This is a genomic window from Curtobacterium aurantiacum (assembly GCF_018598555.1).
Taxonomy (GTDB): domain Bacteria; phylum Actinomycetota; class Actinomycetes; order Actinomycetales; family Microbacteriaceae; genus Curtobacterium; species Curtobacterium aurantiacum.
Window position 1 is genome coordinate 328,578 of the sequence record NZ_JAHEWN010000001.1, and the last position, 22,190, is coordinate 350,767.

At 70.4% G+C, this 22,190-nt stretch carries 21 protein-coding genes; 13 read left to right on the forward strand and 8 right to left on the reverse strand.

The window, feature by feature from the left end:
* Positions 1-92 precede the first annotated feature (92 nt).
* From KK087_RS01550 to KK087_RS01565, 4 genes are all read right to left on the reverse strand, one after another.
* A complete protein-coding gene (locus tag KK087_RS01550) occupies positions 93-1,751 on the reverse strand; it encodes a glycoside hydrolase family 13 protein (protein WP_214564030.1) in 1,659 nt (552 codons plus the stop codon).
* A gap of 149 nt (positions 1,752-1,900) precedes the next feature.
* Positions 1,901-2,815 (reverse strand): carbohydrate ABC transporter permease, encoded by a 915-nt coding sequence (locus KK087_RS01555; protein ID WP_214563971.1) that lies wholly within the window; start codon positions 2,813-2,815, stop codon positions 1,901-1,903.
* Positions 2,815-3,783 (reverse strand): carbohydrate ABC transporter permease, encoded by a 969-nt coding sequence (locus KK087_RS01560; RefSeq protein WP_214563972.1) that lies wholly within the window; start codon positions 3,781-3,783, stop codon positions 2,815-2,817. The genes KK087_RS01555 and KK087_RS01560 overlap by 1 nt, the downstream gene beginning before the upstream one ends.
* Positions 3,784-3,795: 12 nt before the next feature.
* Entirely contained in the window at positions 3,796-5,094 is a 1,299-nt protein-coding gene (locus KK087_RS01565; RefSeq protein ID WP_214564031.1) for an ABC transporter substrate-binding protein, read from the reverse strand.
* A 132-nt stretch (positions 5,095-5,226) separates the two neighbouring features.
* On the opposite strand from KK087_RS01565, the gene KK087_RS01570 reads away from it, so the two are divergent.
* Together KK087_RS01570 and KK087_RS01575 are read left to right on the forward strand one after the other, a co-directional pair.
* A complete protein-coding gene (locus KK087_RS01570; RefSeq protein ID WP_214563973.1) occupies positions 5,227-6,387 on the forward strand; it encodes an ROK family protein in 1,161 nt (386 codons plus the stop codon).
* A 44-nt stretch (positions 6,388-6,431) separates the two neighbouring features.
* Positions 6,432-6,953, forward strand: coding sequence for a hypothetical protein (locus KK087_RS01575; protein WP_214563974.1), 522 nt, complete (start codon positions 6,432-6,434; stop codon positions 6,951-6,953).
* A 15-nt stretch (positions 6,954-6,968) separates the two neighbouring features.
* Here KK087_RS01575 and KK087_RS01580 read toward each other — a convergent pair whose 3' ends face one another.
* Positions 6,969-7,661, reverse strand: coding sequence for an NUDIX hydrolase (locus tag KK087_RS01580; RefSeq protein ID WP_307859919.1), 693 nt, complete (start codon positions 7,659-7,661; stop codon positions 6,969-6,971).
* 183 nt (positions 7,662-7,844) lie between these two features.
* On the opposite strand from KK087_RS01580, the gene KK087_RS01585 reads away from it, so the two are divergent.
* The 4 genes from KK087_RS01585 to KK087_RS01600 all read left to right on the forward strand — a co-directional run bounded on the left by KK087_RS01585 (position 7,845) and on the right by KK087_RS01600 (position 12,637).
* Complete coding sequence (locus tag KK087_RS01585) at positions 7,845-9,176, forward strand: alpha/beta hydrolase (RefSeq protein ID WP_214563975.1); 1,332 nt, start codon at positions 7,845-7,847, stop codon at positions 9,174-9,176.
* On the forward strand, positions 9,173-11,680 hold the full coding sequence (locus tag KK087_RS17595; protein ID WP_214563976.1) for an MprF family protein: 2,508 nt from the start codon (positions 9,173-9,175) through the stop codon (positions 11,678-11,680). Before KK087_RS01585 ends, KK087_RS17595 begins: the two co-directional genes overlap by 4 nt.
* 50 nt (positions 11,681-11,730) lie before the next feature.
* Entirely contained in the window at positions 11,731-12,264 is a 534-nt protein-coding gene (locus tag KK087_RS01595) for a hypothetical protein (RefSeq protein ID WP_214563977.1), read from the forward strand.
* A 67-nt stretch (positions 12,265-12,331) separates the two neighbouring features.
* On the forward strand, positions 12,332-12,637 hold the full coding sequence (locus KK087_RS01600) for a hypothetical protein (protein ID WP_146247822.1): 306 nt from the start codon (positions 12,332-12,334) through the stop codon (positions 12,635-12,637).
* Positions 12,638-12,731: 94 nt separating this feature from the next.
* Here the strand turns inward: KK087_RS01600 and KK087_RS01605 are convergent, their stop codons facing one another.
* Genes KK087_RS01605 through KK087_RS01615 form a run of 3 tightly spaced genes read right to left on the reverse strand, consistent with a single transcriptional unit; the run spans position 12,732 to position 14,981 of the window.
* Entirely contained in the window at positions 12,732-13,130 is a 399-nt protein-coding gene (locus KK087_RS01605) for a hypothetical protein (protein ID WP_214563978.1), read from the reverse strand.
* Positions 13,131-13,170: 40 nt separating this feature from the next.
* Positions 13,171-14,424, reverse strand: coding sequence for an MFS transporter (locus KK087_RS01610; RefSeq protein ID WP_214563979.1), 1,254 nt, complete (start codon positions 14,422-14,424; stop codon positions 13,171-13,173).
* Positions 14,409-14,981, reverse strand: coding sequence for an ArsR/SmtB family transcription factor (locus KK087_RS01615; RefSeq protein WP_214563980.1), 573 nt, complete (start codon positions 14,979-14,981; stop codon positions 14,409-14,411). The genes KK087_RS01610 and KK087_RS01615 overlap by 16 nt, the downstream gene beginning before the upstream one ends.
* A gap of 170 nt (positions 14,982-15,151) precedes the next feature.
* Here KK087_RS01615 and KK087_RS01620 point away from each other — a divergent pair, with 170 nt between their 5' ends.
* The 7 genes from KK087_RS01620 to KK087_RS01650 all read left to right on the forward strand — a co-directional run bounded on the left by KK087_RS01620 (position 15,152) and on the right by KK087_RS01650 (position 22,161).
* On the forward strand, positions 15,152-16,246 hold the full coding sequence (locus KK087_RS01620) for an SGNH/GDSL hydrolase family protein (RefSeq protein ID WP_214563981.1): 1,095 nt from the start codon (positions 15,152-15,154) through the stop codon (positions 16,244-16,246).
* A 268-nt stretch (positions 16,247-16,514) separates the two neighbouring features.
* Positions 16,515-17,981, forward strand: coding sequence for a DHA2 family efflux MFS transporter permease subunit (locus KK087_RS01625; protein ID WP_214563982.1), 1,467 nt, complete (start codon positions 16,515-16,517; stop codon positions 17,979-17,981).
* 186 nt (positions 17,982-18,167) lie between these two features.
* A complete protein-coding gene (locus KK087_RS01630; RefSeq protein ID WP_214530967.1) occupies positions 18,168-18,557 on the forward strand; it encodes a MerR family transcriptional regulator in 390 nt (129 codons plus the stop codon).
* A 59-nt stretch (positions 18,558-18,616) separates the two neighbouring features.
* Positions 18,617-19,975, forward strand: a complete 1,359-nt coding sequence (locus tag KK087_RS01635) for an NtaA/DmoA family FMN-dependent monooxygenase (RefSeq protein WP_214563983.1) — start codon at positions 18,617-18,619, stop codon at positions 19,973-19,975.
* A gap of 163 nt (positions 19,976-20,138) precedes the next feature.
* On the forward strand, positions 20,139-21,149 hold the full coding sequence (locus KK087_RS01640; protein ID WP_214530971.1) for a zinc-dependent alcohol dehydrogenase family protein: 1,011 nt from the start codon (positions 20,139-20,141) through the stop codon (positions 21,147-21,149).
* A gap of 133 nt (positions 21,150-21,282) precedes the next feature.
* Entirely contained in the window at positions 21,283-21,606 is a 324-nt protein-coding gene (locus KK087_RS01645) for an ArsR/SmtB family transcription factor (protein ID WP_214530973.1), read from the forward strand.
* Between the two features lie 192 nt (positions 21,607-21,798).
* Positions 21,799-22,161 (forward strand): hypothetical protein, encoded by a 363-nt coding sequence (locus KK087_RS01650; protein WP_111091258.1) that lies wholly within the window; start codon positions 21,799-21,801, stop codon positions 22,159-22,161.
* Positions 22,162-22,190: the final 29 nt, after the last annotated feature.

Consider the following 22,190-nt stretch of genomic DNA (forward strand, 5'->3'; position numbering starts at 1 on the left):
AGGTACGCCCCGACAGGCGGACGGGAGGCGCGGTGCCGGCTGGCACCGCGCCTCCCGTCCGTCATCCGGTCGCGCCCAGGGCGCGGGTCGCGTCAGGAACGCAACCAGGCCGTCCCCACGCCCGTCAGGGCGCCGTCGACCACGGGGGCCGAGGCGAGCAGCAGCTCGCCTGCCGGCAGGGTGAACGGCTCGTCGCCGAACACGGTCACGCTCGTCCAGCCGTTCGGCCGACGGAACGCGAGCACGTCGTCGCGGCCGGTCTCGATCCACTCGAGCTGCTCCTCCGACTGCAGCTGGCCGCGCAGGCCGAGCGCCTTCCGGTACAGGTTCAGGGTGGAGTCGGGGTCGGTGTCCTCGGCCTCGACGCTGGAGTCCGCGAACCACGCCGGCTGCGGCAGGTGCGAGCCGTCCGGACCGAACCCGAACGACGGGCCGGAGCGGGTCCACGGGATCGGCACGCGGCAGCCGTCACGACCGACGTCGACTCCCGGGTTGCGGAAGAAGGCCGGGTCCTGGCGGTCGGCGTCCGGGATGTCGCCGACCTCGTGCAGGCCGAGCTCCTCGCCCTGGTACAGGTACGCGGAGCCGGGCAGGGCGAGCTCGAGCAGCGTGGCGGCCTGCGCGCGACGCAGGCCGAGCGACCGGTCGAGCGCGTCCTGCGAACCGCCGGCGAGCAGCCAGGCGCTGCCCTGCTTGTCGGTGCCGCCGGCGCGGGGCGGCAGGGCGTAGCGGGTCGCGTGCCGGACGACGTCGTGGTTCGAGAACACCCACGTGGTCGACGAGCCGGACTGCTCGGCGAGCCCGAGGTTGAACTCGATGATCGTGCGGAACTGGGCGGCGTCGAAGTCGGCCTCGAGCAGGTCGAAGTTGAACGCCTGACCGAGCCCCTCGGCGCTGGCGTAGCGGGCGCGGCGGTGGGCGGGGACCCAGGCCTCGGCGACCGCGGTGCGGGCCGGGGTGAACTCGTTGAAGACCGTCCGCCACTCGGCGTAGATCTCGTGCACGTCGTCGCGGTCCCAGAGCGGGTGCGTGCCGTCCTTCGGCAGCTCGGCGAGCTCGGCCCAGGTGGGCAGGGTCTCGCCCAGGTCCTTCGCCAGGCCGTGGGCCACGTCGATGCGGAACCCGTCGACGCCGCGGTCGGACCAGAAGCGCAGGGTGTGCAGGAAGTCGTCGCGGACCTCGCGGTTCGCCCAGTTCAGGTCGGGCTGCTCCTTCGCGAAGCTGTGCAGGTACCACTGGCCGTCGCCGACGGCGGTCCAGGCCGGGCCGCCGAAGATCGAGATCCAGTCGGCGGGGGCTTCCTCGCCGGACGGCCCCGTGCCGTCGCGGAACACGTAGCGGTCGCGGGCGGGGGAGCCCTTGGGTGCTGCGAGCGCCTCGCGGAACCACTCGTGCCGGTCGCTCGTGTGGTTCGGGACGACGTCGACGATCACCCGGATGCCGGCGGCGTGCAGTGCCTCGACCATGCGGTCGAAGTCGTCGAGGGTGCCGAGGCGCGGGTCCACGTCGCGGTAGTCGTCGACGTCGTAGCCGCCGTCGGCCAGGGCGGACGGGTAGAAGGGGCTGAGCCAGACGGCCTCGATGCCGAGCGATGCCAAGTACGGCACCCGCTCGGTGATGCCGGGCAGGTCGCCGATGCCGTCGCCGTTCGCGTCGGCGAACGAGCGGGGGTAGATCTGGTAGACGCTGGCCTGGCGCCACCAGGTCTCGTCGTTCGTGGTGGTGGCTGACTGGGCGAGGGTGTCGGTCACGTCGGGCCTTTCGTGGGTCGGGGGGTTCGTCGGGTTCGTCGGGTGTGTGTCGGTCGGGCCCGCACCGCCGGTGTCGGTCGGGCCTGCACCGGCGATCTCGGTCGGGCCTGCACCGGCGATCTCGGTCGGGCCTGCACCGGCGGTGTCGGTCACTTGATGGCGCCCTGGGTCACGCCGGCCATCACCCACCGCTGGGTGACGAGGTAGACGACGATCGCCGGGGCCATCGCCATCAGGTACGAGGCGAACGACACGTTGTAGTTGTTGCTGAACTGCGTCTGGAACATCTGCTGCAGCACCGGCAGGGTCTGCAGCGCCGGGTCGGAGGTGATCAGCGACGGCATCACGAAGTCGTTCCAGGACGCGAGGAACGCGAAGATGCCGACGGTGGCGCTCATCGGTGCCAGCAGCGGGAACACGAGTCGCCAGAACACCTGCCCCGTGCTCGCACCGTCGATGCGTGCACTCTCCTCCAGCTCCGCCGGGATCGAGCGCAGGAAGGCCGTGAAGAGCAGCACGCTGAAGGACAGCTGGAACATGACGTGCAGGATCGCGACGCCGAGCGGGTTGTCCAGGTGTGCGAGCCCGGTGAGTTTCACCTGCGACAGCGCGAGCACCGGGAACGGCAGGAACATCGCGGCGAGCAGGTAGAAGAACGACCAGCGGAACAGTTTGCGGTCCCAGTTCCGGGCGATCGCGTAGGCCGTGAACGAGGACAGCAGGATCGTGCCGACGACGGTGATCGCCGCGACGAACACCGAGACCGCGAAGGCCCGTGGGAAGTCGGTCAGCTGCCACGCCTGCACGAACCCGTCGACGCTGAACGGTGCCGGCAACGAGAACGCGTTGCCGTCGACGGCCTGCCCCGTGGTCTTGAACGCCATCGTCAGGGTGACGTACAGCGGCACGAGCACCGACAGTGCGCAGAGCACGAGGACGACGGTGACGGGCCAGTTCGAACGACCGCGGCCGGCCTTGCCCGAGCCGGAGGACCGGTCGGCGTCGACGGAACGGATGCTGCCGGTCGCGGTGGTCCCCGGCCGCAGGGGTGCTTGCAGGGACATCAGAGCGCTGCCTTCCCGCGGGTCGCCCGCAGCTGGACCACGGCGATGACGACCGCGATGACGAAGAAGATCGTGGCGTTCGCCATCTGGTAGGCGTAGTCGCCGCCGTTGAAGCCCTTGAAGATCGACATCGCGACACTGGTGGTCGAGGTGCCGGGGCCGCCGTCGGTCAGGCCGACGATGATGTCGTACGAGTTCAGGAAGTTCTTGAACCCGATGACCAGGTTGATCAGGATGTAGCCCGCCGTCAGCGGTGCGGTGATCGAGACGAGCTGTCGCCAGGCGCTGGCACCGTCGAGCGCCGCCGCCTCGTACACCTCGCCGGGGATCGAGAGCACGCCGGCGATGTAGATGAGGAGCGTCGACGGGATCGCCTGCCAGGCGGTGACGATGACGATCGCCAGCCAGGCCAGGTCGGGGTCCGCCAGGATGCTCTGCTCGAGCGGCCCGAACCCGATCGCCGTGGCGAACGCCGGCAGGCTGTTCGCGAACAGGAACGAGAACACGTAGGCGATGACGATCCCCGAGATCACCATCGGCAGCACGAACACCGCGCGGAGGGCGATCTTGCCGCGGATCTTCGACGTCAACGCGATGGCGAGCAGGAACGCGATCGCGTTCACGACGATCACGGTGACGAGCGAGAACCCGAGCGTGAACAGGTACGCCTGCAGGATCGCGGGGTCGGAGAACACCGCGATGTAGTTCGTGAGCCCGGTGAAGCGGAACTCGCCGAAGCCGACGGAGTTCGTGAAGCTCAGCACGATGCCCATCACCGCCGGCAGCGTGATGGCGAGCGTGAAGAGCACCAGGGTGGGCAGCAGGAACGCCAGGAAGAGCGGGTCGACGCGGGGCTTGCGGCGTCCGCCCGGCAGTCCCTTCCGTCGTCCGGCCTGGAGGCCCGGGGCGGTTCCGCCACGGCGGCGGCGGTCCGCCGTCGTGATGGATTCGGTGGTCGTGGTTGCCATTCGGACGTCTCCTTACGCGGCCGTGCGGAGCGCGAGACGCGCCCAGTCGGCGTCGAGGGTGCGGAGCTGGCGCTGCGGGTCGCCGCCGAAGGCGATCGACTGCGCGTAGTTCGCGACCGGGATCTCGGCGGGGATGAGCTGCGAGGCGCCGAGGTAGAAGGCTGCGTCGTCGTAGTACGACTGCATGCCACGGAGGGCGGGGTTCGACGCCGGGGGAGCGTCCTTCCGGACGCCGAAGCCGTTGTTGTCCGCGTTGTACTGGTCGTTGACCCGCTTCGACATCAGGAACGACAGGAACTCGCGGGCGGCCTCCTGCTTGCGCGACGCCTCCGGGATCCAGAGGGCCAGGTCGACGTTCACGCGCACCTTGCGGTCGGCCGGGTCGTCGGTGACGGGCAGCGGGAAGGTGCCGAGGTCCATGTCCTTCGTGGTCTTGGCGATCTCGCCGAGCGCCCACGGTCCCTGCAGGTACATGCCGGCCTTGCCCTGGGCGAAGGCGAGGTTGCCGTCGCCGTACCCGCGGCTCGCGGCACCGTCCTGGTGCCAGGCCCGGAGCTGCACCATGCGCTCCATCGGCTTCCGCAGGTCGCGCTCGAACGACACGGCCGATCCCTTGCCGACGTTCGTGCCCTCGCGCCGGAGTGCCTCGAAGGTCGCCGGGGTGTCGATCATGCCGCCGATCGAGTAGTCGAACATGCCCTGGGCGATCGTCCAGTTGTCCTTGAACGTGCCGTAGATCGGCGCGATGCCGGCCTTGGTCAGGCGCTCGCACACGTCGGCGAACTCGCTCCACGTCGTCGGGATCTCGAGCCCCTGCTCCGCGAAGAGCGCCTTGTTGTAGATCACCGAGGCGGCGGTCACCGAGTACGGCAGGGCGCTCTTCCGGCCGGGGTAGTCCGCGGTCTGCTCCATGAGCGGCCACAGGTCGGGGTTGATGGTGTCGGCCTGCGGCAGGTCGGACAGGTCGGTCAGCGCACCGTGCTCGACGAACGGCACGACCGAGAAGTTGTAGTTCCAGCAGCCGAGGTCCGGCGGCCGGTTCCGCACGAAGTTCGCGGACATGCTCGAGGTCGAGTCGCGGACGACCCGGACCTTCGACTGGGTCTGGTGGAACTGCGCGATGACGTCGTCGAAGTAGCCGATGACCTCGGGCTTCGACACGTAGAACGTGATGGTCTCCGGCTTGGCGCTCGAGGACCCGATCGGGGCGCACCCGGCGAGCGCGAGGCCCGCTCCGATACCGCCCGCTCCGAGCAGGAACCCGCGTCGGCTGACCGAAGCTGTGTTCCTGGCGGTGGCGTGTGCTTGCACGTCGTCTCCGTCCGTCCGGACCCGGCGTCCCTGCCGTTCCGTCCCGCGCGTGGCTCCGATGCCACCCGCGCAACTAAATCTAGCGAGAAAATCTAATTCCGCAAGGAACTCGTCGCGCGATAGGGTCACGGCATGCCGCCACCCCGTGGAACGAGCGCAGAGACGCTGCTCGCTTACGCCTTCGACTCGTCGGCGTTCACCGCGACCGAGGCGATCGACGCCACCGGGCTGACCCGGTCGACCGTGCTGGGTGCGGCCGAGGAACTCGTGCGGCTCGGCTGGCTCCGCGAGCTCGACGACGCCCGCGCCGCGGGGGAGTACCGGATGGGACGCCCCGCACGCCGTTACGAGCTCGACACGGTCGCCGGGGTCGTCGTCGGCGTGGACGCCGGCCAGCACCGGGTCACGGCCTTCGTCGCCGACCTGCGCGGCACGGTGCTCGGTCGTGCCGAGGGGGCGCTCGGTGAGTCGGGCCTCGACGTGCCCGTGCGACTCGGGGTCCTCGCCGACACCGTGGCCGCCGCGCTCGCCTCGGCCGCCGTCGACCGCGAACGGGTCCTGGTCACGGTCGTGGGCATCCCGGCACCGGTCGACGCCGCCGGTGCCTCGCCCGACGACGGCGGCTTCTGGGTCCGGATGAACCCGGGGTTCGCCGATGCCGTCCCGCACGGGCGTGTGCTGGTCGAGAACGACGCGAACCTCGCGGCGCTCGCCGAGCGGCCGTCCTCCGGTGACGCCTCGTTCGCGGCGCTGCTGTCCGGCGAACGCTTCGGCGCGGGCCTCGTCGTCGACGGGGTCCTGCTGCGCGGTGCCCACGGTGGTGCCGGGGAGATGCGAGTGCTCGAGCTCGTCGAGGGCGTCGGGTCGTCCGACGGCATCGGCGCCGTCGCCCGCACGTTCGTCGCCGACGCCGTCGCCGCCGGGCACATCCCCAGAGGCGCCGCGCTCGCCGCCGACGCCGCCCTGGTGTTCGCGGCCGCACGGAGCGGTGATCCGGTCGCGCGCACCATCGTCGACCGCCTGGGCGACCGCCTGGCCCGTGTCTGCATCATGCTCGCGAGCCTGCTCGACATCGACCGCGTGGTGGTCGCCGGCGCGATCGCACAGCCCGCGGTCGCCGTCATCGACCGCGCGCGCGACCTGCTCGCGAAGGGGCACTTCGACCCGGTCCCCGAACTCGTCGCGTCGTCGCTCGGCGCCGACGTCGTCGTCATCGGGGCCGTGGCCCACGCGGTCGACGCGGTGCGGGCCGACCCGCTGTCCTTCGCGGTCCGGCCCGTGCTCGCATCATGACCGCACGGCGCACCGGGTAGTTGCAGATCTGACAGGATCTTGTCGTGCACCGTCTCCGAGCCCTCCCGATGCCCGTGGTGTTGCCGGTGCTCTTCCTGTTCGCGGGCGGGCTGTGGTTCGTGATCGGGCTGTTCGTCTTCCCTCGTGACATGCCCCTGCTCTGGCGCGCGATCGGTACGGTCTTCTACGCTGGCGGCATGACGGCGTTCTTCGGCGTCTGGATCAGCCGGGCTCGTCGGCGAGCCGGCGGCGCGACGCAGTTGACGGACGTGCAGCGCGGTCTGAAGCGCGGCGAGGTGCCCGATGACGCTGATCTCGCCACATGGTCCGCCACGGTCGAGGAGCACCACCGACAGTTGCGGTGGAGCCTGTGGTTCGGGCCGGTCGTCTTCGGGGTGATGGTCGTGCTCGCGCTCGTGCTCGCCCTGACCTCGACGCCCTGGTGGTGGTTCGGGGTGGCGTTCTTCGTGGGGTTCCTGCTGTTCTCGGTGATCACGACGCCCCGCGCGCTCGCGAAGGCCGAGGTCGTGCGCGAGGAGCTCCGTCGCCGGGCGAACGGGCTCTGACGCGAACCCGGCGCATCAGCTCGGCAGTGGGATCTCCCGTTGGCGGTCCCACGGTTCCGTCCAGCCGAGTCGGTCGAACAGTGCATCCAGCAGCATTGCGGTGAAGCCCCACACCAGGTGCTCGTCGCCGTCGGCCTCGATCGTGAACGCCGGCCCGCGCCACTCCTGACCACTGCGGCGGATCACGGTCACGCCGCGGTTCGCCGGGTCGAGCAGGTCCGCCACCGGCACCCGGAACACCGCCGCCGACTCGTGCTCGTCGACGACACGGATCGGTGAGGGGTCGCGCCACCAGCCGATGACGGGCCGGACCAGGTGGTTCGAGAACGCCAGGGGCACGGCGGGCAGGGCGCCGAGCACGTCGACGCCGGCGGGGTCGAGACCGGTCTCCTCCTGCGCCTCGCGGAGTGCGGCGGCGACGGCGTCCGCGTCGCCGGGGTCGATGCGTCCACCGGGGAACGCGACCTCGCCGGCGTGCGCGCGCAGGGTAGTGGCCCGGGCGAGGAGCAGGACGTCGAGGTCGCGGGGGACCCCGGGCGCAGCCGCCGGTCGGTCGCTCGGGGTGTGGTCGAGCGCGCCGAAGAGCATCAGGACCGCTGCCCGTCGGGGTGAGGCCGTGCTGCCGGGTTCGACGAGCGGCCCACCGTCACCCCAGCCGTCCGCTGCGACCGCCGCGAGTGCAGCCCGTACCGATCCGTCGTGCGTCACCCGTTCACCCTAGGTGCGCGCCACCGAGCGGTCCGGCGGGGGCGCCGCACCGGACGCTTCGCTGCGCGTCGGTCGAGTGCCGTCTGGGAGCCGCACAGGTGGGAACTGTGCGAACCGGAAGCGCCTCGGTGCCCCGTTCGCAGCGGGCCGCCGCCACGATTGCACCGTCCGCCGGGAGGCCCCATGTTCCACGATCTGCTCCGACCCCTGTTCCACGTCGCCGTCGTCGCACCGTCCGTGCTCGTCCCGGTCGACGTCGCCGCCGGGCTCCTCACCGTCGCCGCGCTCCTGCCGGCGTTCGGTCGTCGCTCCCGCCGTCCGGTCCGGGGCCTGGTCTGGCGGCTCGGCGCCGTTGCTGTCGGTGCGGTGATCGGCCTGGTCGCGGTGTGGTGGTTCGGGGACGTGCAGGACCCGTACGGGGTGTCGTTCACCCCGATCACCCGGATGTGGGTGGCCCTTGCCTTCGGCGGTGTCGGGCTCCTCGTCGTCACGGTCGTCCAGGGTGGCTGGCTCCGCCGCGTGCTCGGCGTGCTCGCGGCGATGGCGGTGGCCATGGCCGCCGTCCTCGGCGTCAACGTCGACTTCGGGGCGTACCGCACCATCGAGCAGGCCGTGACGACCGATCCGTACCCGTCGGGTCCGCTGGGACACGAGACGGGGGTGGGGCGCGCCTCCAGTCCGGTGGTCGACCCGGCCACCTGGCGGGCGCCCGCCGACATGCCGCGACGCGGGAAGGTGCTCTCGGTCACCATCCCGTCGACCGTCTCCCATTTCCACGCACGGCCGGCGGTGGTGTACCTGCCGCCGGCCGCCCTGACCGAGCGGCCACCGACCCTGCCGGTCGTGATCAGCCTGGCCGGGCAACCCGGGCAGCCGAGCGACATGTTCCAGGCCGGTCGGCTCGGCGCGGTGATGGACGCCTTCGCCGACGCCCACCACGGCCTCGCCCCGATCGTCGTCGCGCCCGACCAACTCGGTGCACCGGACCGGAACCCGATGTGCGTCGACTCGCCTCTCGGCCGCTCCGCGACGTACGTCATGACCGACACGACGAACTGGGTCCGGCAGCACCTCCGCGTCGGACCGGCGCCCTCGGCCTGGGGCATCATCGGGTTCTCGCAGGGAGCCACCTGCGCCATGCAGTTCTCCGCCGCACACCCCGACGTGTTCGGCACGACCTTCGCCATCTCGAGTGAGCTCGCACCCCTGAACGGCGACGCGCAGCACAGCATCCAGTACGGCTTCGGCGGCTCGGCCTCCCGGTACGCCGCAGCGGCACCGCGGGCGATCATGCGGGCACACGGGCGGTACCCCGGGCACCTCACGGTGTTCGCGTACGGCAGCGAGGACAAGCCGTACGTCGCCTCGACCACGATGCTCCGTGCGGCTGCCGACGCCGCGGGCATGCGCACACGACTGTTCGTGTCCGAGGGCTCCGCCCACGACTGGAACACCGTCCGGTACGCCCTGCGCGTCGGGATGCCCGGTCTCATCGCGCACCTGGGCCTCCGGTGAGCGCGGTGGTCGCGGCCCTCGGGTGGACCCACCCGAGACGGCTCGTGCCGGCAGTCCGTCGGTACCCGCTGACGAGTGTCGTCTCGGCCCTGACGATCGTCGCCGGCATCGCCGCCGTGGTGCTCCGCTGCATCGGCGCGCACGACGGCCGGACACCCGACACCCTGGGCGGGACGATGGGGCCGCTCGGCGTGGTCGCGGTGACGAGCAGCGTCATCGGGTTCCTCGTCACCTCCGTCGCCGTCGTGGTCTGCACCGGGGCGTCCGAGCGGCTGCTCGGCTGGCGGCGCACCCTGCTCGCGATGGTCGTCACGACCGTCGTGGGGACCGGTCTCGGCGCCGTGCTGCAGCTGTTCGACGGTGCCCCCGCGAGCCGCGGCTTCCTCGTGCACCTCGGGCACCTCGGCCCGTGGACCTGGATCGTCGGCACCATCGTGACCGCGAGCGCCTTCGCCGGCGCCCTGTGGCGACGCCGGATCCGGGTCGTGTCGATCGCGGTCGTCGCGGCGCTGCTGCTCTACTCCGGGCACGCGTCCGACCTGCACGCGGCGCTCGCCCTGCTCGTCGGCCTGGTGCTCGGACGCATGCTGCGGCGGTCGCCGGTGCGGAGCGGCTGGACCCGGAGTTCCTCACGCGAGACCCGGGTCCTGCTGGTCGCCGCGGTGACGGTGTCGGCGGTCGGCCCCGTCCTGGCGCTGGTGACCGGCGCACGGTTCGGGCTGCTCGCCCCGCTCGCCGTCGTGCTCGGCACCGGCCCGACCGGGCGGATGCCGCACTGCTCGGTGACCGGGGTGACCGCCAGCTGCGTCCGGGCGCTCGCCGCGGTGCACCCGCACGGTCCGGTGCAGTCGCTGCTGGCGGTGATGCCGCTCGTGGTCCTGGCCGTCGGCGCGGTGGGACTCCGACGCGGCAGCCGGTTCGCGCTGTGGCTCGTCGTGACGGTCGACCTGGTCACCGGTGTCGCCACCGCTGTCTCCTTCGGTGTCCTGCCCGAGCGGCACCACGCCGTCGTGCAGCGTCTGGCGTCGGACCACCTCGCGGTGTCGCTCTCGATCGCCGCCTCGGTGCTGGTGCCGATCGCGACCGCCGTCGTGCTCGTCCTGCGGCGCGCGGACTTCCCGGTCCGGACCGACCGGCGCCGTCTGCTGACCTTCGTCCTCACGGTCGCGGGCTCGGCCGTGGCGCTCGCGGTCGTCGTCGTCGGTGTCGCCGCGGCGTCGGGCGACAGCGTGCGCGAACCCCTCCACCTGGCGCTCGCCGTGCTCGGTCCGATCGCCCCCGTGACCCTGCCCACGCACCTGGCGCAAGCCGAGCCGGCGTTGCGGTTCGTCGTGGGCATCTCGGGCCCGCTCCTGTGGCTCGCGGTGGCGATCGCCGCGGTCCGCCCGACCGGGGCGGGACGCTCGGACACCGACCTCGACGGCCAGGACACAGCCCGGGCAACGGCTCGGGCACTCCTGATCGCCGGTGGCGGTGACACCTTCGGCTGGATGACGACCTGGCCCGGCAACGAGTACTGGTTCACCGAGGACGGCCGCGCCGGTGTCGCCTACCACCGCACCGGCAGCGTCGCCGTGACGACCGGCGGACCCTTCGGACACGAGGACGCGCGGCTGGCGGCACTCGAGGGCTTCGCACGGGCCGCGGACGACCACGGCTGGACGCCCGTCTTCTACGGCATCGATGCCACCCTCGGCGCTGCGCTCGCCCGGCTCGGTTGGACGACGCTCCCCGTGGCCGAGGACGCCGACCTCGACCCGCGGACCTGGACGACCACGGGCAAGCGCAAGCAGGACGTCCGCACGGCCGTCAACAAGGCGGCCCGCTCCGGCACCACCGCGCTCTGGTCGGACTGGGCCTCGCTGCCCGGATCGGTCACCCGCCAGATCGAGGCGATCTCGGAGGAGTGGGTCGCCGAGCGCGAACTGCCGGAGATGGGGTTCACCCTGGGCGGGATCGACGAGATGCGCGACCCCGCCGTCCGCACGCTCGTCGCCCTGGGCTCGGACGGCGACGTGCTCGCCGTCACCAGCTGGCTGCCCGCCTACCGCGCCGGGCAGGTGGTCGGGTGGACGCTCGACGTGATGCGCCGCGCCCCGGACGCCCCGAACGGTGTGATGGAGTTCCTGGTCGCGAGTGCGGTCGACCGGATGCGCACCGACGGTGCCGAGCGGCTCAGCCTGTCCGCGGCACCCCTCGCGTCCTCGGCCGAACCGCAGGGTGCCGGTCGGAGCGGCGTCGAGTCGGTCCTCGACGTCGTCGGCGGTGCGCTCGAACCGGTCTACGGGTTCCGTTCCCTGCTGCGCTTCAAGGCGAAGTTCGGGCCCGACCTGCACCCGCTGGTGATGGCGTACCCGGACCCGGTGGCGCTGCCCACGATCGGCGTCGCCATCGTCCGCACCTACCTGCCGGGACTGTCGCTCCGCCAGGCCGTGGCGATCGTGCGGGAGCGGCGTCCGGCACACGGAGCCCGGGCCGAGCAGCCGGCGGAACGGGTCGGCTGACCCGGGCGGACCCGCGGGCGGACCCGCCGCACCGTCGGTACGTTCGGAGCATGGGAACCGAACGAGCCGACGGACCGGCCGTGGACGAGCACGATCCGTACGAACGCCGCCCCGGCTACGTGACGAGTGTCGACGGCCGGACCGACCGGATGACCACGGACATGTTCGCGGGTGTCGGGGTCGGCTTCGCCCTGGTGTTCATCCTCGGGTTCTTCCAGGTCGTGGAGTGGATCGCCATCGGAGCGGCCGTCGTCATCGGCGCCGCAGTCTGGTTGGTCCTGCGCGGCCGGCGACGGCGCGCAGATCGCCGCGCCGATCGCTCACCGGACGCCGTCCCGCGTGCTCGAGACCGCGCGCTCGCCGAGGCGAACGGAGGACGTCGGTTCTTCGTCGCCCAGAACCCGGTCGTCGTCATCGTGATGGGTGTGATCTTCATCGGTGTCGCGGTCGCCCCGCTGCTGCTGGGTGGGGTCTCCGCCGCTCGGATCCTGATCGCGGTCATCGTCGTCGCGAGCGGCGTCCTCTGCATCGTTCAGGGGATCGGAACGCTGCGCGTGCGCCGTCGGGAGCACGGCGGCGGCTGAGCCGCGGTCGGCGGCCCGCCCGAAGTGGGCGCATCGGCGTCGCCCGAGGGCCAATAGGCTCACGACCGTGACTGCACCGCACGCTGGGCGACGCTTCGGCGCGACCCGAGGCGAATTCGCGCTCCTGATGACGGTGACCGTCGTCCTCGGACTCGTGGTCCCGGCAGGCGGGCTGCTCGCCGCCTTCGGCTCGCTGCTGACCGGTGTCCGTGACGATCGTCGACGCGTCCGTGCCCTGTTCATCGTCGGCTTGAGCATGTTGGTGCTGCAGGTCGCGTGGGTCGTCCTCAGCATCTGGGGGCCGGTGGAGGTCTGCGGCTCGACGAACGGCGGCCCCGAGACCTGCCAGACCTACTGGCCCTGGGAAGCCTGACGCGTCGTCGACGCGACCACAGGGCGGACGGGAGGCGCGGTGTCAGCTGGCACCGTGCCTCCAGGCACGGCCGCCTCGGGTGGTCTTCCGGGCGTCAGGGAGAGGGCTCGCGGGACCAGTAGTCCGCCTGGATCACGAGGAGGTCTCCCTGGACTTCTGACGTCAGGTTGACGACACGGGGATCCCACAGGGTCCCGGGCAGCCTCGCGAACGGCTCGGTGCCCAACGTCGTCGACAGTTCGGACGGGCTCACCCCCGTCGGCGGCTGCACGGACACGACCGACCAGCATCCACCGGATGCGCACTCCTCGTCCTCGTGAACTACCCTGCTCCCGGCCGGCAGGGGGATCGACGACGACGTCGGCACGTCGCCTTCCGTCGCCCCCGCGAACAGCAGTGCGGCGCGCAGACCGATGAACAGGACGGCCGCGGCGCCCACGATCAGAACGGTCACGACGATCGCTCGTCGGGTGTTCGTCCGCTGCCTGGTCACGTTCGCAGCCTAGGCGGCGGCCCGGGCGGACCACCGGACGTCAAGCCGCCGACACCGTGACCGAGCGGCGTTCCATCAGCCGCCACGATCCTCCGAGCAGCGGCGTGAGCGTCACGACCGTGTACACGACCGCGACGACGGCGAAGGTGGCCTCGACCCCCACGCCGTCGGCAGCGAGCCCGGCGAGCAGGCCGCCGACGGGGATGCCCGCCCATGCGCCGGCACCGAGCAGACCGAACACCCGCGCGCGCATGTGCTCCGGGATCCGCTCGAGCTCGACGGCTCCGAGGATCGGGTTGATCGAACCGGCCGCGAGCCCGGAGAGCGCGGCGGACGCGAGCATCCACGGCAGGCCAAGCCCGAGGGCCGGAACGACCAGTGACGGCCCGCCGGCGAGCACGAAGCACAGGGCGAAGACCAACCGTCGCGGCACGCGGTGCGCCACGTACCCGAAGGCGACGGAGCCGAGGAACGCCGCACCCCCGAAGACGCCGGTGACGAGCCCGAGCGCCTGCGCGCCGCCGAGCTGCTGGTCGGCGTAGAGCGGCAGGAGCGTGGTCGAGCGTGCGGCGTCGAGCAGGTTCGTCACGAGCACCAGCGCGACCACGAGCCGGAACAGGGGATCGCGGACGCAGAACCGGAACCCGTCGGCGATGTCGCGCCAGTACCCCCGCGACTCCACGGGCTCGCCGGACGCGACCACCGGCGCCACCGCACCGCGGACCGTCAGCGCCATGAGCAGTGCGGCTGCCCCGAAGGCGATCGCCACGCAGGCGAGACCCGGCATCGGACCGAGGACGGCGACCAGGGTCCCGCCGAGGGGCGCACCGAGCAGCACCGACAGCCGTGACGACGCCTCGAAGTGGCCGACGGCACGTTCGAGCGGCACGCCTGCCGCGGTCGCGAGCCCCGGCAGGAGCACCCGTCGGGCGGACTCACCCGGGGTGTCGAACAGCCCGCTGACGAACACGAGTGCGAGGAGCGCCCAGAACGGCAGACCGACGGTCCAGGTGAGCACCGGCATCGCGAGCAGGGTGAGCCCGCTGACGACGTCGGACGCGACACTCGAGCGGACGAACCCGACCCGCTCCACGATGGCACCACCGAACGGGCCGCCGAGCACGATCGGCACCGTTGCCATGAACGCGGCGATGCCGACGTCGGTGGCGGAGCCGCCACGCGCGAGGACGGCGAACGGCACGGTGATGGTGGTGACGACGTTCCCGATGCGCGACACCACCTGCACCGCGAGCAGTGCGCGCAGTTGCGCGCGGGGGCTCAGGCGCGCGGCCATCGGTATGCCTGGTTCAGCACGAAGACCTGCTCAGAGCCGTCCCCGGCGTGGTGCTCGGCAGCGACACCGGCCCAGCGGTCCACGACGCCGCGGAGTTCCTCGCCCATGTCCTGGAGTTCGGCTGCCGTCAGGCGGAGCACGCGGTCCGAGCTCGAGGACGCCGACACCCACTCGCGTCCGAGCGTCGGCGCGAGGTCGACGAAGGCCTCGTAGTTCGCGGCGTACACGCGGGCGACCGCGTGGTCGAGGGCGTTCGTGGCGAGCAACCGCTCCGGGTCGTCGAGCGCGTCGGCGAGCTCCCACACGGAGGCGTCGTGTGCGGCTCGCCACCAGCGCTCACGGCGGTCCGTGCCCGCGTCGGGAGCGGGTTCGATGAAGCCCGCGGCGGCCAGTCGGGTGCAGTGGTAGCTGATCGTGCCGGGCGCCTCGTCGATCACCCCGCCGATCGTCGCGGCGGTCTGCGGGCCGTTCGCCCGCAACAGGCCGAGGATGCGCAGGCGCGTCGGGTGAGCGAGGGCGCGCATCTGGGCGGGGTCGTCGATCCGTCCTTGGGTCATGGTGCGACCCTACATGCACAAGAAGTCTTGTGGAGTTCGCCCAGTGTTCGGCGTCGTCGTGCGACCTCCGCACCTTGTGGCCCTCTCATGGCGCGAGGCGTCCCACCGACCTACCGTCTACTTGTCAGACGATCGTCTGTCGAATAGGCCCTCTGGAAGGAACCTGCTCCATGCGTCACGCTCCTCGCCTCCGCCGCACCCACGCGCTGCTGATCACCAGTGGCGTCCTGACGGCGGCAGCGCTCGCTGTCGGGGCGGCCGGGCCCGTCTCCGCGGCCAACGCCGACGGCGCGGCGCCCACCCAGTCCGTGGCCGCCGCCAGCGGTGACAACTACGTGGCCTTGGGCGACTCGTACGCCGGCGGCTTCGGCATCGCCCCCTACGGCTCGGGCCCGGCGGCCGGCTGCTTCCAGTCCACCACCGACTACCCGCACCAGGTCGCGGCTTCCCTGGGACTCCGGCTCGACGACCGAGCCTGCGCCGGTGCCACCACCGGCAACATCACCCGGGTCCCGCAGGCGACCGGCGTCGGACGCACCACCGCGCCCGTCCAGGCCGACGCACTCTCCAAGGACACGGACGTCGTCACGGTGTCGATCGGCGGAAACGACCTGGGGTTCACCGGCGTCATCAAGAACTGCATCGCGCTGGCCAAGAACGGCCCCTTGTTCGCCGACATCCGCGGGCACAGCTACGACCACTGCAAGGACTACTACGCACCGGTCGTCCGTGGCGTTGAACACGATCGTCTCGCAGCGCGCATCCGCACCACGGTTGCGCCGCGGCTCGCACAGACCTTCCGCGTGATCGCGCAGCGTGCCCCGCGGGCGAAGGTGTTCGTCGTCGGCTACCCGATGATCGCGCCGGGCTCGTCGCAGTTCCCGAAGGGGTGCTTCTCGAGCCTCCTCGGCGACTCCGGGTTCGAGCCGCCGTTCCCCCAGAACGCGTTCCCCTTCACCGGCGTCGACACCGCCTACTTCCACCGCACCCAGAACGCGCTCGACGGAGCGGTCAAGGCTGCGGCGAAGGCTCGTGGCTTCACCTACGTCTCGACGCTCCAGGCCTCCGCCGCGCACACCCCCTGTGCTGCGTCGGGCTCCGCATGGATGGCAGGACTCACCCTGACGGATCACGGCACCGCTGCGGACAGCACGCCGGTTGCCGGGACGAAGTACAGCATCCTCTTCGGCGCACTCCACCCGAACGCCGCCGGCGTCGCGTACCTGCGTGACCAGACCAAGGCTGCGATCGTCGGATCGCGCTGAGCCTGCGCCTGCTGGTCGCGTCATGGACGCGACCACGAAACGGACGGGAGGCCCGTTGCCAGCTGGCACCGGGCCTCCCGTCCGTCTCGGGTGGGCTACCGGGCGTCGGGTCGCCAGCGCTCGCATGCTGTCGGACCGTGACCCGGCGGGGCGTCTCGTTGCGCCGTGCTCGTCCTGTGCAGAAGCCCCGCGCGCGAAGCGGGCGACGTCGCTTCGCTCCGATGACCGGCTTGACATTGACACTAATGTCAATGTTGACGATGGTCAGATGACGACTTCTGCCCGCACCCACAGCAAGCCTCCGAGCACTGATCGGTTGAAGCCGGGGGACGGACTGGTCCTCGGCCTCCTGATGGCGTCCACGTTCCTCGTCCTGCTGAACGAGATGCTGCTCGGCGTGGCACTCCCGACCCTCATCCGCGACCTCGGCGTCACCCCGTCCGCCGGTCAGTGGCTGACGACCGGCTACCTCCTCACGCTCGCCGTGCTCATCCCCGCGACCGGGTTCATCATGCGTCGCTTCCACCTGCGGACGATCTTTCTCACGGCCTTGTCGACCTTCATCGTGGGGACCGCGATCTCAGCGGTCGCACCCGGGTTCGCGGTGCTCCTCGTCGGACGCGTCGTCCAGGCGGTGGGGACCGCGGTGTTCGTGCCGCTGCTCATGACGACGGCCATCCGCTTGGTGCCCGAGTCCCGCCGTGGTCGGATCATGGCGCTCGTCACCGCCGTCCCGGCGATCGCTCCGGCAGTCGGCCCTGCCATCTCCGGGCTCGTGCTGACGTTCCTGCCGTGGCGGTGGCTGTTCATCCTCGTCCTGCCCCTCGCCGTGATCGCCCTCGTCGCGGGAGCGATGAAGCTGAAGAACATCACCGCGCCGGAACGCGCAACCCTCGACCTGTTCTCGGTGGCGCTGTCCGCCGTCGGGTTCGGCGCGCTGGTGTTCGGCCTGTCCTTGATCGGCGAGTCCGCTGAGGGTCACGCCCCCGTCCCGCCCGTCATCCCGATCATCGTCGGTGTCCTCGGCGTGGCCGGGTTCGTGTTCCGTCAACTCGCGCTCCGTCGTCACGGGGACGCGTTCCTCGACATGCGCATCTTCCGGTCCAAAGCCTTCGTCGTCCCGATCCTCGTCATGCTCTTCGTGGCGCTCAACGGCTTCGGGATCCTGCTCGTCCTGCCCCTGGTGCTCACCGGATCGCTGGGGCTCAGCACCCTCTCCATCGGACTGTTCCTCGTCCCCGGTGGCATCGTCATCTCCGTCGTCTCCGCCCTCGGGGGCCGTGTCTACGACCGGTACGGCCCCCTGCCACTGGCGATCCCCGGCGCGATCATCTGGGCGGCCAGCATCTGGTTCCTCAGCGCCCTCGACAACCGCAGCAGCGTCTGGGTCTACCTGGCCGGGTACCTCGTGATGACCGCAGCGCAGGCGATGATGTGGGCCCCGATGACGACCCTCGCGCTGTCGTCCCTCCGCGCCGAGCTGTACCCGCACGGCAGTGCCGCGTTCAGCGCGGTGCAGCAGCTCGCCGGCGCTGCCGGCGGTGCAGTCCTCGTGTCTGCCTACACGATCGGCTCGAACGCCGTGAACGCAGGCGAACTCAACGTCGTGCAGACCGTCGCTGCGGGTCAGACTGCGTTCATGACCGCCGGCATCATCGCGGTGGCCGCTGTCATCGGCACCCTCGCGATCGGCCGCCGTCGAGCGACCCCTCCCGCTGCTGTCGACGTGGCCTGAACCGCTGATCAACTCCGGAGGGGGCCTCGCTTCCGCTGAGGCCCCGTCGTGATGCTCGGCACGAGTCAGATGGTTTCACGGGCGCGGGATGTCGGCGGAGAAGTTGAGTCCATCTTCCGTCTCCTTGGTCTTCCCCATGCTCAACGTTGTCACTAATGTCAATGTCAAGCCGACGACGGAGGGTAGATGAGAATCGGAGAACTGGCAGAGAAGACGGGCGTCGCACCCCGGATGCTCCGTTACTACGAGAAGCAGGGACTGATCCAGCCGACGAGGCTCCCGAACGGGTACCGCGACTACGACGACTACCTGATCGAACGCGTCGGGAAGATCCGCGGGTTGGTCGACTCCGGCATCCCGACCCGCATCATCATCGATGTCCTCCCGTGCCTGGACAAGCAGCAAGCGATCGTCGTCAGCAACGTCGAGCCAGGACTCCGCGACATGCTCGTCGAGGAACGCGACCGCATGGCGCAGAAGATCGACTTCCTGATCCAGAACCGCGACGCCCTGACCGCGTACATCGAAGCGCTCGACGCTGCCACATCGGACCGGCTCGCTACCCAACCGAGCTAGGCACTCGCGCACCGGTTGGACTTGACATTGACACTGATGTCAGTGTTGAGACTGGTGATATGACCACCGAGACCTCCCAACTGACGTCCGCCCCTCAGATGCTCCTGGCAATGCAGCTCGTCGGCGGGTTCGGCGGGGCTCCCGGTGCCTGGCGCATGCCCGGCGTCCCCCTGGACAGCTACACCGACATGGACGCACACGTCCGCCATGCCCAGGCTGCCGAGCGCGGCAAGGTCCAACTGCTCTTCTTCGCCGACACTCCCGCACTCGAGACGGATCTGAACGTGCAACCGCAGCGGCACGTCATCGACCCGGTCGTGGTCATGACGTCCATCGCCCGCGAGACGAAGCGCATCGGGCTGGTTGCCACCGCTTCGACGACGTTCAACGAGCCGTACAACATCGCCCGGCAGTTCAAGGCGATGGACGTCATCAGTCACGGACGCATCGGCTGGAACGCGGTCACGACCTCCAACCCAGAAGCGGCTGCGAACTTCGGGGTGGCGGTGCCGCCGAGACCGGAGAAGTACGGACGAGCGCACGAGGTGATCCAGGTCGTTGAGGCGCTTTGGGGCAGCTGGGGCACGGACGCGCTCATCGGCGATGTCGCAGCGGGCATCTATGCCGACGCGTCGAAGATCCAGCCGATCAATCTCGGTGGTCAGTACGTCGCTTCCCGTGGGCCGCTGCCCATCCCGCCGTCGGAGCAGGGTCAGCCCGTCATCTTCCAGGCCGGCGGGGGTCAGAACGGCCTCGAACTCGCCGGGCGTTACGCGGACGGGGTCTACGCCACTCCCTACGACATCGCCAGCGCGAAAGCGCAGCGCGATGCTCTCCGCGCAGCTGCCGTCGCCGCGGGCCGAAATGCTGACGACATCAAGATGTTCGCCGGCTTCATGCCCACCGTTGGCGCTACCAAGCGGGACGCCCTCGACCGTCGCCGCGCGCTTGACGAGTCCATCGACCTTCGCCAGCGCGTTGCCTACCTCGGGCACATGATCGGGTTGCCCCTCCGCTACGAGGACATCGACCAGTCCGTGCCCGAACAGGTCCTCGAGCGGGCGGTGGCGAACCCGTCCGACCCACGCTCGGACCATGCGCTCGCTGTTGTCCGCGAGGGATGGTCTCTCCGCGATGTCATCGCGCACGGCGTCATCGACTACCACCCCGTCGTCGCCGACACCCCCGAAAGGATTGCCGACTTCATGCAGGAGTGGTTCGAGGCCGGCGCATGCGACGGCTTCTCCCTCTCCATCGACAGTCTCCACGACGGAGTCGACGCCTTCGTCGACGAAGTCGTGCCGATCCTCCAGGAACGCGGCATCTTCCACCGCGACTACGAGGGCGCCACCCTTCGCGACAACATCCACGCAGCCCCTCGCTACGGACGAGACCCACGAGTCATCGGCGAGAGCTGATGCCACCGGGACCATCGACACCGCGACGAAGAGGATGAATGCCGCGTCGGCATCAACGGGTAACTTCGATCCACGTCAAGTTTGATGTGTATCGAAAAAGGCCGTACTGTGAGCCCATGGGCTCCGGAACACCCCGGTGCATCACCGCGACGATTGGACCGCCATGCGCGCCTGGACCCTCGCCGACTTCGGCTTCGACAATCTCCACCTCCGCGAGGTCGAGGTCCCGACCCCCGGCCCCAACGAGCTTCTCGTGGAGGTCTCGGCCGTTTCCCTGAACTACCGTGACAAGGCACTCGTCGAAGGGAACTACTCGCCCGAGAAGATGCCGAAGGGCCTCATCGTCGGCGCGGACTCCGCCGGCGTCGTCACCGCGGTCGGCTCCGACGTGACGAAGTGGGAGGTCGGCGACCGTGTCACCTCGCACTTCTACTCCACGTGGGCCGACGGTCCGTGGGACCAGGTGCACACCGACGCGATGATCGGCGGCCCGATCGATGGCGGTCTCGCCGAGTACATGCTGCTGCACGAGGACCGCGTCGTGAAGAGCCCCGACAACCTCACCGACGCGGAAGCGGCCACGCTGCCGATCGCAGCGCTGACTGCGTGGTTCTCCCTCTTCCACCACGGCAAGCTGGAGACGGGTGGCAGCGTGCTCGTGCAGGGCACCGGCGGGGTGTCCGTGTTCGCGATCCAGATCGCATCCGCATTCGGCGCACGCGTGATCGCCACGTCCTCCAGCGACGACAAACTCGCCATCGCGAAGGAACTCGGCGCGACCGACCTCATCAACTACCGCACCACCCCCGACTGGGCCGGCAAGGCGCTCGAGCTCACCGATGGGAAGGGCGTCGACGTCGTCATCGACGTCGCCGGCGGTGACGGCATCAACGACTCCGTCCGCGCAGCGAAGGCCGGTGGCGTCGTCGCAGTCATCGGCTTCCTCGCAGGGCAGACCACGAACCTCGACCTCATGACGGTGCTGTTCCGCCAGACCACCATCCAGGGCATCGCCGTCGGTACTCGGGTGGCTTTCGAGGAGCTCGTCGAGTTCCTCGATGACCACGAGATCAGCCCCGTCATCGACTCCACCTTCCGATTCGAGGACGCGAAGGCCGCCTACGACCGTCTCGCCGAAGGTCCCCTCGGCAAGGTCGTCATCGAGGTCCGCTGACCTCGACTGCTCCTCGCGTTCCGAGTCGTTCTCGTCGTCGCCGCTGGTCGTTGTGACAGATGCACGGCGGAGAAGCTCGCAGCGGCTGGCCACACCCTCTCGGTACGATCATTCCCCCGTAAGGAGGCTGCGAATGGCTCGAGCACCGATCGACGACGAACCATCCACCGAGGACCTGCACTTCCCGCGAGTCCTGGAAGTCATCGCCGACCCGATCCGGCTGAGCATCGTGACGCAGCTCGCGTCGGCCGAAGCGGACATCAGCTGCGGCAACTTCGACCTGCCCATCAAGGCTTCGACCGCGACGCACCACTTCACCGCGCTGCGGCAGGCCGGTGTGATCCACCAGTACTACGTCGGCACGTCTCGGATGAACGTACTCCGCGAAGCCGACCTGGAAGAAGCGTTCCCCGGGTTCCTCCCTTCCGTGATCGCTGGCGTCCGCAGGGGCAGGTAGCGGCTCCACAGCAATCCCATCCGCGATGACCCGCCCTCCGGCCATGAGTCCGACGCGATCGACGACGGCGCCGATGAGCGCCATCACAACCCCCGCATCCAGCGCCCCGACGCCGAAGGCGCGGCAGAACACCCGTGGCGCAAGGTGGGTCAGCATGCCTGCATCCACGTCCTCAGGACCTACCCTGGACGGATGCTCTCCCGCCGCGAAGCCGCAGTCCGGCTCGACATCCCCCTCGAGATGGCGACCCGCCACGGCATCCCGTCGCGCCTGAGTGAAGCGGAGCTCGACGCGATCGAGCAGGACCCGCCCGCCTGGCTCGTGCAGTCCCGCGCAAACCGGACCGGCACCAAGAAGGTCTGGACGCGCCTGGAGTGCGTGGTCTGCGGCTTCGACGAAGAGGCGCGTCCGAAGAAGTGGTGGCCCGAGTGGGACTACCTGATGTGCGACTACCACGCCCCGTACCAGGCGCCCGAGCCCACCGCCGGCCTGACCCGGCGTGAGGTCGAGGGCATCGGCAGCCGCTTCATCGCCCTCGTCGACGAGAAGCGCTAGCCCACAGGGTCCGCCGGGGCGCCGCGGCA

Excerpts from the sequence above, each read along its gene's own strand:
- KK087_RS01595 (WP_214563977.1), top strand. The coding sequence starts at position 11,731 with ATGGGAACCGAACGAGCCGACGGACCGGCCGTGGACGAGCACGATCCG.
- KK087_RS01610 (WP_214563979.1), bottom strand. The coding sequence starts at position 14,424 with ATGGCCGCGCGCCTGAGCCCCCGCGCGCAACTGCGCGCACTGCTCGCG.
- KK087_RS01570 (WP_214563973.1), top strand. The coding sequence starts at position 5,227 with ATGCCGCCACCCCGTGGAACGAGCGCAGAGACGCTGCTCGCTTACGCC.
- KK087_RS01555 (WP_214563971.1), bottom strand. The coding sequence starts at position 2,815 with ATGTCCCTGCAAGCACCCCTGCGGCCGGGGACCACCGCGACCGGCAGC.
- KK087_RS01625 (WP_214563982.1), top strand. The coding sequence starts at position 16,515 with ATGACGACTTCTGCCCGCACCCACAGCAAGCCTCCGAGCACTGATCGG.
- KK087_RS01635 (WP_214563983.1), top strand. The coding sequence starts at position 18,617 with ATGACCACCGAGACCTCCCAACTGACGTCCGCCCCTCAGATGCTCCTG.
- KK087_RS01585 (WP_214563975.1), top strand. The coding sequence starts at position 7,845 with ATGTTCCACGATCTGCTCCGACCCCTGTTCCACGTCGCCGTCGTCGCA.
- KK087_RS01620 (WP_214563981.1), top strand. The coding sequence starts at position 15,152 with ATGCGTCACGCTCCTCGCCTCCGCCGCACCCACGCGCTGCTGATCACC.
- KK087_RS01650 (WP_111091258.1), top strand. The coding sequence starts at position 21,799 with ATGCTCTCCCGCCGCGAAGCCGCAGTCCGGCTCGACATCCCCCTCGAG.
- KK087_RS01630 (WP_214530967.1), top strand. The coding sequence starts at position 18,168 with ATGAGAATCGGAGAACTGGCAGAGAAGACGGGCGTCGCACCCCGGATG.
- KK087_RS01615 (WP_214563980.1), bottom strand. The coding sequence starts at position 14,981 with ATGACCCAAGGACGGATCGACGACCCCGCCCAGATGCGCGCCCTCGCT.
- KK087_RS01645 (WP_214530973.1), top strand. The coding sequence starts at position 21,283 with ATGGCTCGAGCACCGATCGACGACGAACCATCCACCGAGGACCTGCAC.
- KK087_RS01560 (WP_214563972.1), bottom strand. The coding sequence starts at position 3,783 with ATGGCAACCACGACCACCGAATCCATCACGACGGCGGACCGCCGCCGC.
- KK087_RS01640 (WP_214530971.1), top strand. The coding sequence starts at position 20,139 with ATGCGCGCCTGGACCCTCGCCGACTTCGGCTTCGACAATCTCCACCTC.